13 protein-coding genes and 4 tRNA genes are annotated in these 14,362 nt (G+C 45.0%); 13 read left to right on the top strand and 4 right to left on the bottom strand.

The annotated features are described in order from the left end of the window. Positions 1-1,053: a 23S rRNA pseudouridine(1911/1915/1917) synthase RluD gene (gene rluD, locus ACP7AK_RS04510; protein ID WP_425878798.1), complete on the bottom strand. Its 1,053-nt coding sequence runs from the start codon at positions 1,051-1,053 to the stop codon at positions 1-3. Positions 1,054-1,124: 71 nt separating this feature from the next. On the opposite strand from rluD, the gene ACP7AK_RS04505 reads away from it, so the two are divergent. Both ACP7AK_RS04505 and ACP7AK_RS04500 read left to right on the top strand, forming a co-directional pair. Next, complete coding sequence (locus ACP7AK_RS04505; protein ID WP_425878796.1) at positions 1,125-2,090, top strand: outer membrane protein assembly factor BamD; 966 nt, start codon at positions 1,125-1,127, stop codon at positions 2,088-2,090. Between the two features lie 225 nt (positions 2,091-2,315). Then, positions 2,316-4,238 (top strand): DNA primase, encoded by a 1,923-nt coding sequence (locus tag ACP7AK_RS04500; protein ID WP_425878794.1) that lies wholly within the window; start codon positions 2,316-2,318, stop codon positions 4,236-4,238. 139 nt (positions 4,239-4,377) lie between these two features. Here ACP7AK_RS04500 and hemA read toward each other — a convergent pair whose 3' ends face one another. Beyond that, entirely contained in the window at positions 4,378-5,667 is a 1,290-nt protein-coding gene (gene hemA / locus ACP7AK_RS04495; RefSeq protein WP_425878792.1) for a glutamyl-tRNA reductase, read from the bottom strand. A 79-nt stretch (positions 5,668-5,746) separates the two neighbouring features. On the opposite strand from hemA, the gene ACP7AK_RS04490 reads away from it, so the two are divergent. The 11 genes from ACP7AK_RS04490 to panD all read left to right on the top strand — a co-directional run bounded on the left by ACP7AK_RS04490 (position 5,747) and on the right by panD (position 11,842). Next, entirely contained in the window at positions 5,747-7,459 is a 1,713-nt protein-coding gene (locus ACP7AK_RS04490) for a tetratricopeptide repeat protein (RefSeq protein WP_035335017.1), read from the top strand. 7 nt (positions 7,460-7,466) lie between these two features. Continuing rightward, the gene (lolB, locus tag ACP7AK_RS04485; protein WP_004645779.1) at positions 7,467-8,045 is read left to right on the top strand and encodes a lipoprotein insertase outer membrane protein LolB; all 579 of its coding nucleotides are present in this window, start codon (positions 7,467-7,469) and stop codon (positions 8,043-8,045) included. Positions 8,046-8,066: 21 nt separating this feature from the next. Beyond that, positions 8,067-8,894: a 4-(cytidine 5'-diphospho)-2-C-methyl-D-erythritol kinase gene (gene ispE / locus ACP7AK_RS04480; RefSeq protein ID WP_086044936.1), complete on the top strand. Its 828-nt coding sequence runs from the start codon at positions 8,067-8,069 to the stop codon at positions 8,892-8,894. Between the two features lie 2 nt (positions 8,895-8,896). Further along, a tRNA-Gln gene (locus ACP7AK_RS04475) sits at positions 8,897-8,971 on the top strand. 26 nt (positions 8,972-8,997) lie between these two features. After that, a tRNA-Gln gene (locus ACP7AK_RS04470) sits at positions 8,998-9,072 on the top strand. Positions 9,073-9,090: 18 nt separating this feature from the next. Continuing rightward, positions 9,091-9,165, top strand: a tRNA-Gln gene (locus ACP7AK_RS04465). 92 nt (positions 9,166-9,257) lie between these two features. After that, a tRNA-Gln gene (locus tag ACP7AK_RS04460) sits at positions 9,258-9,332 on the top strand. A gap of 36 nt (positions 9,333-9,368) precedes the next feature. Beyond that, positions 9,369-10,322 carry a ribose-phosphate pyrophosphokinase gene (locus ACP7AK_RS04455; protein WP_005103975.1) on the top strand — a complete coding sequence of 318 codons (954 nt, stop codon included), beginning with the start codon at positions 9,369-9,371 and terminating at the stop codon, positions 10,320-10,322. 98 nt (positions 10,323-10,420) lie between these two features. Continuing rightward, positions 10,421-10,717, top strand: a complete 297-nt coding sequence (gene rplY, locus ACP7AK_RS04450) for a 50S ribosomal protein L25 (protein ID WP_425878789.1) — start codon at positions 10,421-10,423, stop codon at positions 10,715-10,717. 18 nt (positions 10,718-10,735) lie between these two features. Continuing rightward, complete coding sequence (gene pth / locus ACP7AK_RS04445; protein WP_004645783.1) at positions 10,736-11,317, top strand: aminoacyl-tRNA hydrolase; 582 nt, start codon at positions 10,736-10,738, stop codon at positions 11,315-11,317. 144 nt (positions 11,318-11,461) lie between these two features. Further along, positions 11,462-11,842, top strand: a complete 381-nt coding sequence (gene panD / locus ACP7AK_RS04440) for an aspartate 1-decarboxylase (RefSeq protein ID WP_004280606.1) — start codon at positions 11,462-11,464, stop codon at positions 11,840-11,842. A 78-nt stretch (positions 11,843-11,920) separates the two neighbouring features. On the opposite strand, the gene ACP7AK_RS04435 is transcribed toward panD, so the two are convergent. Both ACP7AK_RS04435 and ACP7AK_RS04430 read right to left on the bottom strand, forming a co-directional pair. Then, complete coding sequence (locus ACP7AK_RS04435) at positions 11,921-12,505, bottom strand: GDYXXLXY domain-containing protein (protein WP_005106315.1); 585 nt, start codon at positions 12,503-12,505, stop codon at positions 11,921-11,923. Continuing rightward, positions 12,502-14,307: a DUF2157 domain-containing protein gene (locus ACP7AK_RS04430; RefSeq protein ID WP_425878786.1), complete on the bottom strand. Its 1,806-nt coding sequence runs from the start codon at positions 14,305-14,307 to the stop codon at positions 12,502-12,504. The genes ACP7AK_RS04435 and ACP7AK_RS04430 overlap by 4 nt, the downstream gene beginning before the upstream one ends. Positions 14,308-14,362: the final 55 nt, after the last annotated feature.

Genomic DNA, 14,362 nt, shown 5'->3' with positions numbered 1-14,362 from the left:
TTAATAGGCTTTGTTTTCGGTACGCAGCACTTCAACCAGATTGGCAAAGTCTTCCGGCCACGGTGCTTCAAAGGTCATTTCTTCTTTGGTACGCGGATGGGTCAGACCGAGTTGTACAGCATGCAAAGCCTGACGCTTGAAGCCACGTAAAGTGTCATCTAGTAATTGCGATGCACCTGCTGGCATACGGACACGCGGCATATACACCTGATCACCAACCAAGCCAAAGCCGATATAGCTAAAATGCACACGGATCTGATGGGTACGTCCAGTTTCCAGACGGGCTTGAACACGGGTGAAGTGCTGGAAACGCTCTTTGACGTTGTAATGCGTCACCGCGTCTTTACCGCCCGGAAGTACAGTCATTTTCACACGATCTACCGGATGACGTTTGATGGGTTCATCAATGGTACCGCCAGCAATAATATTGCCGTAAACCACCAGATCATACAGGCGATATACTGTTTTTTTCTCAAGCTGTTTGCTGAGAGAAAACTGTGCTTCCAGATTTTTGGCAACGACCAGCAGACCACTGGTGTCTTTGTCGATACGATGTACCAGACCTGCACGCGCCAGTTCAGCTGATTTCGGATAGTGATGCAATAAAGCATTGACCAAGGTGCCCGAACTATTGCCAGCACCTGGATGTACCACCATGCCTACAGGTTTATTGATGACAATAATGTCATCATCTTCATAGATGATATCCAGTGGAATATCTTCCGGCAGACTGCGCGTTTGCGCTTCAAGCTCAACATTTAAAGTCAGGGTTTCAAAACCATCACTTTTAAATTTCGGCTTAACCGGTTGACCATTCACCAATAAATTGCCATCTTTAATCCATTGCTTTAATTTTTCTCGAGAAAAATCGCTCCAGACCATTGCGGCAATCTGGTCGATCCGTTGCCCGATATAAGTTTCATCCAGTTGAAATTGCAACGATAAACGTGTTGCAGTTGCTTCTGAAGTATGGTTATCTGCATCCTCAGAATCTTCAAGTAAATTGAAATCAGTATCAGGGATATTAGAATTGGAAGATTGTGCTTGACTCATTTGCTCATTCAGACAAAAGTGGTTTAATAGTGCAATTGTAGCTCATTGCCCGTATTAACAGAGGAATTTTTATGTCGCTACCACATTATAAAATGACAATGCTTGCTGTGACATTAGGCATTGCATCGGCAATGGTAGGCTGTAGCAGTAATCCAAAAAAAGAAGTCGTGGATAAAGGTCCGGAATCTAGCGAACAGGTTTATATTCAAAAAGCACAGAAAGCGCTAGATCGTAATCAATATACCGATGCAGCAAAACAGTTGGAAGCGCTGGAAACTTATTTCCCGACCAGTCAGTATGCCCCGCAAGCGCAACTGGAACTGTTGTATGTGAAATTCCAGCAAAAAGATTATGAAGGTGCGGTCGCACTGGCAGAGCGTTTTATCCGTCTGAACCCGCAACATCCAAATGTCGACTATGCTTACTATGTACGCGGTGTCGCCAATATGGAACAGAACTATAACGGCCTGCTACGTTATACCTCACTGAAACAGTCGCATCGTGATGTCAGCTACCTGAAAGTGGCTTACCAGAATTTTGTTGATTTCATTCGTCGCTATCCATCGAGTACTTATGCAGTCGATGCAGCACAACGTATGCAGTTTATCGGCCAGGAACTGGCTGAGCATGAAATGAACGCAGCACGTTTTAACATCAAACGTAAGGCGTATCTGGCAGCAGTTGAACGTGGCTTGTGGGTGATTGAGCATTATCCTCAAACTCCGCAGATTCCGGAAGCACTGGCAACGGTTGCTTATGGTTATGCTCAGCTAGGTGATAAAGCAACTTCTCAGCAATATGTGGATGTATTAAAGCTGAATTATCCGAATCTGGTGAAATCAGATGGTACGGTGAATCTGCGTGCAGCGCGTAGCGAAAGCAGTTTCTTTAACCGCGCGACACTGGGTATTTTTGGTAAAGAAGCCAAAACTGTAACCGACACCGATGCACAATCGGATACGCCAGAAACTGAAAAGCGCAGCATCACCAATCGCATTTCATTTGGTTTGCTGGATCGTCCTAAAACGGCTGAATAAAGCTAAATAAGTCCGGCAGTATCAGCAAATAAGACAGCGCTTTACAGGTGCATTTTCCTCAAGGGCAAGGTATCATACTTGCCCTTTTGCGTTGTCTTGCCCAGGCTTGAACAAAACGTGCAAAAGGTATACAAAGGAACTTGAAATATTCAATGTCCAACTAGACTATTTTCATTTTTTCAGTGATTTAGACCTTAGATTCCAGCACGAGAAGCTCAGCAGACCATGGCCATTCCTCAACATACGATTGATCAGATTCTCGATCGCACCGATATTGTCGATGTGATTGGTCAATTCGTAAAACTGAAAAAAACAGGCCGTACCTATTCAGGCTGCTGCCCTTTTCATCAGGAAAAATCACCGTCTTTCCACGTCTATCGTGACAAACAGTATTTTCACTGTTTTGGCTGTCAGGCCAACGGTAATGCCATCCGTTTTTTAATGGACATTGGCAGCCGTAATTTTGTCGAAGTGATGAAAGACCTGTCCAGCCAGACGGGAATCGAACTGCCTAAAGACAATACTGATTCCAATAAATTAAAATATAAACGTGAAGCAGCTAAACCCAAAATCGTGCCTGCTCAAACTGCACCACAAACTCAGCCGCAACAGAATAACGCTCCAACAGAAAATAATAATGCTGCATCTACGGCGAGTTTCGATCCATTTGCAGAGTTTCAGACAGTCGAACAGGATTTTTATGGTGACCCTTTTGCTTCTTTTGAACACCTACCGATGGCGGAAGTTCAGCAAGACGGTAACCTCTACGACCTGCTAGAAAATATCGCGCAGTTCTATGAGCGCCAACTCCCAAATAGCCCGAGTGCCCAGCAATACTTCAAGCAGCGTGGTCTGACTGCAGAGACCATTGCCTATTGGCGCTTAGGCTATGCGCCTGAAGACTGGCAACATCTGGAAAAAGCCTTTCCTCAGGATATTGAGGGCTTAAAACTTTTAGGTCTGATTCGCACCAGCGACAGTGGCCGTGATTTTGACCTGCTGCGTGAACGAGTCATTTTCCCGATCCGTGATACCAAGGGCCGTGTGGTCGGCTTTGGCGGCCGTGCCCTGAATGACGAGATCAAGCCGAAATACATCAACTCGCCAGATTCTGAAGTCTTCCATAAAAACCAGTTGCTGTACGGCCTCTATGAGGGCCGCAAACAGAAAGCCCAAGAATGGCTGATGGTCGAAGGCTATATGGATGTGATTGCGCTTCAGCAATATGGCATTCATGGCGCAGTGGCGACTTTAGGCACAGCGAGTAATACCGACCACCTGAATATTCTGTTCAAGCAGAGCAACCGGCTGACCATTGCCTTTGATGGGGATGCTGCCGGTCAAAAAGCAGCGCGCCGTACCTTGGACATTGCCCTGCCCCTGCTGAATGATGGCCGAGAGCTGAAGTTCTTTGTTTTGCCCGCTGACCATGACCCAGATTCATTGATCCGCCGTGAAGGGATAGAAAACTTCAGACGCTTGCTGGATCAGGCACCGTTGATGTCGGACTTCGTGTTTGCCCATCTGACCCAAAATCAGGATATCACCACCCCAGAAGGCAAGAGTCAGGTTATGGGTGAACTAAAAAATCTGACCGAATTACTGCCCAAACACGGCTCCTTCCGTTATCTGCTGCAGCAATTTTTCCGCGAAAAACTGGGCTTTAATCGTAAATGGCAACCTAAGGTCAATACAGATGCATCTTTAAGCTTTAGTACCAAAATTGATGCTGAAGAATATGTGATTGCGATCTTGATGAATCATCCTTATCTGTATATTCATTTTGAACCACTGCGCGCGCTAGTAGCGGAAGATCAGTTGCTGTTTAAGATTTTGAATATTCTGAATGTGATTTTTGATGACTTGCCGGATGATCCTGAACTGTCGATCTATTATGTGCTCGGTGCCTGCGCAGCCCATCATCATGAACTGCAGCATATTCTGCAGCATGCCAATGTCAGCGATTACACCTCATCGCCGGAACATGCCGATAAGCTCGCGGCTGATTTTTCAACCAAGCTGCAATATCAGTGTTTAAAAAACAAGATTAAATCCAAGAAATTTAACAGTATTGCAGAAATGAAAAACCTGAAAATGCAGATTTATGAGATTGACCGCAAACGCTCAATGACCCTGTTAGAAGATTAATTTTTCAAATTATTGATTCTTTTGAATCCAATGAAGTCACTGCTAGCTCACATTATTATTTATAATTTTCTCAAATAATCAGGCTGGGTTTTATGTTGAAGTACAAATCAGCAAAGAACCAAGCTTCTCATCATGCTGATTAAAACGAATGCCTGGATTTACGACGCTTCGCGACTACATTGCCCAGTTCTTCCTGTAACAGCTCAAAATAGGTAGGATCTTCCGCTTTGGCCGCCTCACGCAGCACAATAGAAGTTGGATGCAACAGTTTTTGGGTTAAACGATGTGAAAACTCGGCCAGTACCGTTTCCGCCTTTTCGCCCTTGGCAATACGCTGCATTGCCAGTGACAATTCTTCCTGACGTAATGTTTCCCCGTGGTCACGATAGGCATGAATGGTCGCCCCGGCCTGTTTGACCTTTTGCTGGGTCATCAGTTCTGTAGCCAGCTGATTGACCATGATCTCAGCCTCAACAGCCGCTTGACGGCGCTGTGCCAGATTTTCTTCAATCACCGTTTGCAGATCATCGACGCCATATAGATAAACCCCATCCAGGCTTTCTACTTTGGCATCAATATCACGCGGAACGGCCAGATCCACCAGTAGCATCTGCTGGTAACGGCGTTTTTTCAGTGCAGCTTTTACATCCGCAAAGTTAATCACTTGATGCAAACTACCGGTACAACTGGAAATCACATCGGCACGATGCAAGTTGGCAGCTAACTGGTCAAAGTCGATAATTTCGACCTCAACCCGATGTGCAATTTCCTGCGCCAGAATGTCTGCACGTTCGCGGGTACGGTTACAGATGATGATCTTGCCCACACCCATTTCTGCAAGATGCTTAGCCACCAGACTGTTCATCTCTCCAGCTGCCACCACCATAATGGTCAGCTTGTCCGGGTGACTAAACACTTGCAAGGCAAGTTGTGCTACCGCATAGCCCATCGAGACCGCATGACTACCGACAGCCGTTTCCGAACGCACACGTTTAGCGGCATAAAAAGCATATTCAAAAATGCGGTTCAGGTTTTGCGAAACGGTATGAGAGTCTTTGGCCAGAGAAAGTGCGGTTTTGACCTGCCCCAGAATTTGTGGTTCACCTAGCATCAGTGAATCCAGACCACTAGCAACACGCATCAGATGCGTCACCGCTTGAGCATTTTCATAACGATAGACATGATGTTGCAGTTGTTTGACATCCACCCCATTTTTCTGGGCGAGCCAGTTCAGCACCATGTCAGCATTGTCAGACATGGCGTAAACTTCGGTCCGGTTACATGTAGACACCACCACCATGTCGTTCAGTTGAGGGTGTTGGCTTTGCTCGGCAAGAATGGCACTTAACTTTTCAGGGTTAAACGCCACTTGTTCGCGCAGTTCTACAGAGGCAGTTTGATGGTTGACACCCAATGCAAAGAAAGACATATCAGGTCATCATTTCACTAAATTTATGCTATTGTGCAACATCGGTGTCATAAAAAGCATTACTTGGATCAATAAAAAATTGCGTCAAACAATTAGCCGTATCAACGGCCCTACAATTAAGCAATATTCTACCACATTCCTACTGGTGGGTAGCATGGCTTCGACTGCGCATCTTTATGCAGCGGAAGCAGTTTACCATGCAAATCAAAATTATGATGCGATAAAACAAAGTATGATGGCTGAGTTTGCCATCGCTGCACATGACATTCCGACCGCTTTGCACAACTATACGGTGCTAGCGATCAAGAGCAATTCCACTTCAGTCAAGCAACGTGCGCTGAATGTCGCGCTGGAACATGATGATCTTCAGGCAGCACTAGATATCTCCACGCACTGGGTGGTACAAGAGCCGCAAGATGTCCCCGCTTTATTTTATTTATCACATATTGCCCTGAAAGCACATGAATATGAGCTGGCCGCTGAGACCTTAGAAAAAATCCTGCAAATTGATGACAGCGCCGATCTGGAAGAAATTCTCGCAGGGATTTCACCAGAAGGTACAGAAGACCGTACTTATCTGATTCAGGCCTTAAGTACCACCAAAGCCAAGGACAACCCGTCTATTCTGGTGCTGGTGGCCGGTCTGGAAGCGCAAAATGGTCAGCTCGAACAGGCTCTAAATACAGTTAACCGTGCCTTAAAAAAACGCCCGAATGCGACTGGATATATCCTGATGAAAGCCAATCTGCTCAATGCACTCGGCGATACTCAGGCGACACTGCAATGGTATGAAAAATCCAGCCGTAAACACCGCAATAATCTGGATGTGCGTCTGGCCGAAGTCAAATATCTGGTCAAGCTGAACGAAGCGACTTTGGCGCTAAAAAAACTGCAAGACATTCTAAAAAAATGGCCGACTGCCGAAGAAGCCCTGTTTATTGCCGGACTAACCAGTATCGACCTGGAAGAATACGAGAAAGCCGAAAAATATCTGGTCGAACTGCGTTATTCTGCGCAGTATCAAAATGAAGCTTATTATTATCTGGCGGTCAATGCAGAACGCAAACAGCATTATGAAACGGCTAAAGCCTATTATCGTCTGGTCGATGGCAGTCTTTACACCGTCTCACGTCGCAACATGATCTCCATTTTCGCCCAGCAGGATAAGCTGCATGATGCGCTGCGTTTCTTAACACAGGAAAGAGTCAATTATCCACAACATGCCAGCTTCCTCTATCTGGCCCAGGCGGATATTTTGACGCGTATGCAGAATAAAAAAGCTGCTATTCGCCTGCTGGAAGAAGCCAGCAAAAACCTGCCCGATGACCCTGAACTGGTTTATTCGCAAGTCCTGTTGCTAGATCCCCATCAGGATCGCATCAAGCTGGATGAACTACTTAGCACTTTACTTAAAATTGAACCGAACAGTCCGACCTATCTGAATGCCTATGCCTATACCCTGGCGATGCAGAACCGTCGTCTCGAAGAAGCACGCCGCTATGTCGAACAGGCACTGGAATATGCACCGGAACAGGCATCCATTCTGGATACCTATGGTTATATCTGTTATTTACAGAATGACTTCGCCACAGCTGCGGACGTGTTATACAAAGCTTATCAGTTGAATCCGAATGTGAAGATTGGCGTGCGTTATGCCCGTTCCTTGTACATGAAAGGTGATCTACAACAATTCCACCAAGTGTTACAACAATTACAACAAAACCATCCAAATGACCCAGAATTGAAACAACTTAATTCGCTATTGTTAGCACCACAAACCAAAACGAGTTAATTAATTTATGCGCAATTTGAGCCAATTGGGCTGCTGTGCCTTTGCAGCCACTGCTTTATTTTTAACTGGCTGTCAGCAGATGATCAAGCCTCAAGCGCCTGCCACCCCGTCTGTACAGGCAGAGAATCAATTTCAGCTGCAAGGTAAAATTGGCGTTCGTACCCCTCAACAGACTGGCAGCGCATTCTTTACCTGGGTACAACAGCAGGAAGAATTCGATATTGAGCTCAGCGGTATCTTAGGTGTCGGTAAAACCCAGATTTCTGGCACACCGGGACAAGTGACCTTAAACAGCGCAAAAACCGGTGTGATTCAGGCAGCCAGTGCCGAAGAATTACTGCAACGTGCAACCGGCTGGCAAGCGCCGATCAGTTATTTAGTCGATTGGGTACAAGCCCGCCCTGCTACCACGACTGCCAAATTACAAAAAGATGATACACAGCGAATTAACCAGATTATCGAACAGGGCTGGACGGTCGATCTCAATTATAATGCGCAGGCCAAAATGCCAAACCGTTTGATTTTAAAGCAGTCACTTGGAAATGGTGCAGAAAACCGTATTACAATGATCATTGAAAACCGTTAATTGACCTGATTCCAGCCCATGATGATTCGTGTTCCCTCGCCTGCTAAACTGAATTTGTTTTTACATATCACCGGTCGCCGTGAAAATGGTTATCATGAGCTGCAAAGTATTTTTCAGCTGATTGACCTGTATGACTGGCTGGAGTTTGAACCAAGCGCCGATGATGCGATTCAGATTGAAGGTCTGGCCTCCGTCGATCTGCAACAGAATCTAATCTATCGGGCGATTCAGTTGTTGAAGCCTTATGCCCAAACGCCGTGCGGACTAAAAATTCGTCTGGAAAAAAATATCCCGATGGGTGCAGGTCTTGGCGGTGGGTCTTCCAATGCAGCGACGACCCTGATTGTGATAAACCAGCTCTGGCAGTGCGGTTTAAATGTTGAGCAACTGGCAGATCTCGGGGTTAAACTGGGTGCAGATGTGCCGATATTTGTGCATGGTAAAAATGCCTGGGCTGAAGGCATTGGTGAACACTTAACATTCATAGACTTAGATCAAAAAAAATTCATTGTGTTAAAACCTGATTGTTTTATCAGCACTCAACTGCTTTTTTCGCAAAAAGCATTGACAAGAGACACGAAGAGCACTAAATTTTGCGCCTATCAGGAAACACCATCTGATTTTGGAAATAACTTTGAGCCACTGGCAAGAAGCCTATATCTCGAAGTCGATGAAGCAATGCAATATCTCGACCAGTTCGGAAAAGCAAAGCTTACAGGTACAGGTGCTTGTGTGTTTATTGAAGTCACTGAAAATCTGAATATCGAAGATATTCTTGCAAATGCACCATGTAAAGCTTACCTGGTCAACAGTTTACAAGAATCACCTTTAGTTCAGTTTAAAGTGTAGATAGGGGTATCGCCAAGTGGTAAGGCACCGGGTTTTGATCTCGGCATCCGTTGGTTCGAATCCAGCTACCCCTGCCATTTTTCACCTGTAGATGTACTGTATTAGGGGTATCGCCAAGTGGTAAGGCACCGGGTTTTGATCTCGGCATCCGTTGGTTCGAATCCAGCTACCCCTGCCATCTTACAGTCATCAAATTAGGGGCGTCGCCAAGTGGTAAGGCACCGGGTTTTGATCTCGGCATCCGTTGGTTCGAATCCAGCCGCCCCTGCCATTTTCTCGAAAAAAGACAGAACACTCATTTGCTGTAAGACTGTTAATTTACCTTGACACTTTACCGCAAAAATATTAAAGTTCTGCCGCATTAGGGGTATCGCCAAGTGGTAAGGCACCGGGTTTTGATCTCGGCATCCGTTGGTTCGAATCCAGCTACCCCTGCCATCTATTCCCATATATCCCAACCGCCAAGGGTGCTTCATGCCCAATCTTGTCGTTTTTAGTGGATCTGCGCATCCACAATTCGCTCAAAAAGTCGTAAGTCACTTACATATTCCTCTAGGCGCTGCCTCTGTAGGTCAGTTCTCTGACGGTGAAATTGCTGTCGAGATTACTGAGAACGTTCGTGGTAAAGACGTATTTATCGTACAACCTACTTGTGCCCCAACTAATGATAACCTGATGGAAATCTTGGTGATGGCTGATGCTTTGCGTCGTGCAAGTGCGGGTCGTATTACTGCCGTGATTCCTTATTTTGGTTATGCTCGTCAAGACCGTCGTCCACGTTCAGCACGTGTTCCAATCACTGCAAAAGTTGTAGCAGACATGCTCACTACTGTAGGCGTTGACCGTGTGGTGATGATCGACTTGCATGCTGACCAGATCCAAGGCTTCTTCGATATCCCTGTAGACAACATCTACGGTACACCAGCCCTACTTGCTGACTTGCGTCAACAATCGCATCACAACCTGATGGTGGTTTCACCTGACGTGGGTGGTGTAGTGCGTGCACGTGCTGTTGCGAAACAGATGGGCGATATCGATCTTGCAATCATCGATAAGCGTCGTCAAAAAGCGAATGAATCACAAGTGATGCATTTGATTGGCGATGTAAAAGATCGTGATTGTGTCATCGTTGATGACATGGTAGATACTGCTGGTACGCTATGCAAAGCTGCTGATGCATTGAAAACTTTCGGTGCTCGCAAGGTTGTTGCATATGCAACGCATCCAGTACTTTCTGGTAAAGCGCTTGAAAACTTAAAGAATTCTGTGATTGATGAACTGGTTGTGACTGATACCATTCCTCTTTCTGATGAAGCTTTAGCACTGGGCAAGATTCGCCAGGTTTCAGTAGCCAGCATGGTTGCCGAAACGATTCGTCGTATTAACAACGAAGAATCTATTAGCGCAATGTTCGATTCTTATCTATAATAGAGCGCTGAATTTTCAAAGCCCTGCCATTTGGTAGGGCTTTTACTCACCAGACTGGTCGCAAGTCTGGTTCATTTAACTTAAATAGGATGTCTATCATGGCAAACTTCGTATTAAACGCAGCAGCACGTGAAGAAACAGTTCAAGGGAAAGGTGCGAGCCGCCGCCTTCGTCTTCAAGCTAAAGTTCCTGCAATCATCTACGGTGGTGAAGCTGCTCCTGTAGCAATTACTGTTGAGCTTCGTCAGCTTGTTAAATTCTTAGAAAACAATTCATTCTTTGAAGAAGTTATCGAAATTGATGTAGACGGTAAAGTTGAAAGCGTTAAAATCCAAGCGTTACAACGTCACCCAGCTAAAAACACACCTATGCACGCTGACTTCAAACGCGCATAAGTGTTAATGGTGTAATTAGTGTCAAATATTTCACTGATTGTTGGTTTGGGTAACCCAGGTTCTGAGTATGCCCAAACCCGCCATAATGCAGGCTTCTGGTTTGTAGAACGCCTTGCAGACCAATATGGCATTACCCTCAAAAAAGACCCAAAATTCAATGGATTTAGCGGTCGTGGCAATATCGAAGGTCAAGACGTCCGTCTTCTTCTACCGACAACCTTTATGAACCTTTCCGGTAAAAGTGTTGTTCCTTTCGCCAAATTCTACAATATCGCACCTGAATCGATCCTGATTGCCCATGATGAACTGGACATGAATCCTGGTGTCATTCGCCTGAAAACTGGCGGTGGTCACGGTGGTCATAATGGTCTACGCGATATCGTTCCGCATATTGGTTCAAACTTCCATCGCCTGCGTATTGGAATTGGTCATCCTGGTGCCAAAGACCGTGTTTCCGGTCATGTGCTCAGTAAAGCACCTAGCAGCGAACAGAACTTAATGGATGATGCGATTTCCCATGCCCTCGCCCGCACAAAAATGCTGGTGAACGGTGAAGTACAGCAAGCCATGAATCAAATCAACGCATATAAGCCGAACTAAACATTCAAAAATTGCTGGACAATTCCGCTTGCCAGAAAGTTTATTTAAGCGCAAAATGCGTTTGCTCGATTGTTCACCATACAGCAAGCAAGATTGATTTAACCAAATGATCAAACTCTTAGGTCAACTCAGGGGACGCTAGCCATGCTATCTCGTTTATTAAAATGCAAAATTCACCGCGCTCACGTTACACATGCAGAACTACACTATGAAGGTTCATGTGCAATTGATGGCGTTTTGATGGATTTGGCTGGCATTCGTGAATACGAAGAAATTCATGTGTGGAACGTGACCAATGGTAAACGTTTTGCAACTTATGCAATTCGTGGCGAAGACAATTCAGGCATCATTTCAGTCAATGGTGGCGCTGCGCATCAAGCCGATGTAGGCGATATCGTGATTATTGCAACCTTTGGCGATTTCACTGAAGCTGAAGCGAATGCCCATCAGCCTCGCTTGGTTTATGCTAACCCAAATAATACAGTCAGCCACACCGCCAACTGTATTCCGGTACAAGTCGCATAATCTGATCAGACCAGATACCCAAAAGCTCGCACATTGCGGGCTTTTTTATTGAAAAATACTTCTAAAAATAGATCTTAATTAACCGCCTTGTACCCAGTCTTTTTGGCTTTCGCAATTTAAAGCTCGCAGATTCTGATCCACCAGATTCGCCAATAAAGCCTGTCCATTATCTTTAACTTTAATCTCGGCATATTTTGCGTTGCGATAGCACGGCTCCAATCCTTCTGCAAACAGAAAGCTACTCGCTGCCGGATATAAATTGGCTAATCGATTGGAAGGATTTTTTAGAAGCAAACGCGCGGAAGTTCCCTGATGAGTTTTTAAAAGATTTTCATCCATGCTAGTTTGAATCACACGATGCTGATCATCTAGCTGTACATAGCTTAGAAGATGTGTCTGATCCTGAATATGCTTTTCTAAGGCTGCAATTTTCTTATCCGCTAAACTACCCTCTTCTCCACGATCCGCTTCAGCATCACCCTCGAAATGCAGCTCATAATTCAGTACCATATAATCGCCTTGCAAGATTGAGCGCGGATCGAACGGAGCAAGCTCGACGAAAATGGACTGGCTGTTCACTAAATGATGTTCATGTTTCAGGATCAATCCCACAAAGAGCAGAATACTGAATCCGGCCAAAATCAGAGGAAGAAACTTTTTCATGCAGTTTCCTCCTGACCAGGTCTAATCCTTACCTGCTTTAAGCCATAGACCATGCACCAAACCATAAGACCTGAGATGAAAATCGTTAGGCTCTTTACCAGGAAACTCAGCCCCAGATTGTAATACAGCATCCATAACCAGAAGATCAGCAATAAAATCGACAGAGCTTGCATCAGTCGTTGCTGATAGACTACAGCCCAGGCCATGAGCAGCATAATGATAAAAATTTCAAAATAGCCCAGCAGGATCAGTAATAAACCCAGAACCGGAATTAACCAGAGCCATTTTTCAGAAAATTGTTGCCAGTTTTGCCAAATAAAACTGAACAACAATAAGCTCGGAAGAATATAAAATAACAGGACTTGGTCAAAGCTGATCTGTCCAATGCTGTGCCAGTGCTCTAATCCGGTCACCGCCTGAACCACCGCTGAACCTGTCAGCATGGCAATCATCCAGAGAAAGATACTTTTCTGATAATGCGAAGATTGCCAATAACGCGCTGTTAGGAATATTCCGATGAAAATGACATAGTTCAAGCTGAGTATGATACTGATCACCATGTCATCATGTTTAAAAGAATTCTCTAAGACCAGAACCACGATTGCTAATGCATGCGTCATCAGCAGCTGTAGGGTCAAAATAGACCAGTGCATCCGTTTGATGGTAGTAAGCCCCAGCATTAATAATTGCAGCAGCCAGACTACAACTATACTGTCGGTCAGCAGTTCTGTATGAATTAAAACTGCTGCCTGACCACAGATCCACAAGCAATAGGCAAACTGGTGCATAAAAACTGAAGCCTGCTGACCCAGCAGTTTCCAGGCGATGCCTATAAAAATGATCCCCATTAAAATCGAAAATGCTTCCCAGTAAGTCAGTAACAGGACTGCAAGAATAATCCCCGAAATCCAGGCACCGAGTGCCAAAGGAATCACAGAAAATTTGGTTTGTGGAAAAATTCTATTTAAAGCAAAACTAATTAAGGCAAACCAGCCAAAAATCAGCACAGCTAGCACAAATAGTCCAGTAGCTGAATTGGTCAGTTGATTTTCAACCAGTTCAAATACCCATAAGCTCACACTGGCAGCCAAACCTGCAATGAGAAGAATGGCTTCTAGCGCCTGATGTTTCCTATAAAAATAAAATGCGGCACCTGTCGGTAAAACAACTGAAGAAGCTAAATAGATCAGCTTAGAGTGATGAATAAACTGCATCATGCTGCTGATCGAAATCACGATCACAAATGCGATAAACAGAAAACGTAGCAGCGCGTAATAGCGCATGGCATACGCAAAGCTAAGTGCTGTCAGCAAATTGAGACCGAGCAAATACAACCCTTCTGCTCTTCCCATCCAGAAGCTCTGTTTAAAATACAGATACAACGTCAGCTGGCTCACTACGCAAAGCATGACAAAAATGCCAATATTGGAGCGATAGAGCCATGGTAAGAGCAAGGCTGACCAGAGCAAAAATAACAGATAACTATCTGCGCCAGTTTGATAAATCTGCCCAATCATTGCCAGACTTAAACCCAGCATGAGACCAGATACTGTATCCAGACTCTGTCTCACCCATTCCTGCTGGTCGAAGTAAATACTTGCTGTTGCACTACAGAGTAAAATCAGCATCGGGATTGCCAGCTGAACCGGATCCGGCAGCATCCACCAGTTCGCTGCCATTAAATACAGCAAACTGACCGTGATGAGTGCTAAGCCCAAGATTTTTAAATAACGTAGTACTTCTACATTGCAGAACAGCAAGGGCGAAAATTGATTATTTCGGATCAGCTCAGTTTTATGCATTGTTAGAATGATTGAAGGATTTCTAATCTTCCTCACACCATAGCATGTTTCCAGT

The sequence above is a fragment of the Acinetobacter sp. TWP2-2-3 genome (genome assembly GCF_049896445.1).
In the GTDB taxonomy this organism is placed as follows: domain Bacteria; phylum Pseudomonadota; class Gammaproteobacteria; order Pseudomonadales; family Moraxellaceae; genus Acinetobacter.
This window is presented reverse-complemented; position numbering and strand designations above follow the sequence as displayed.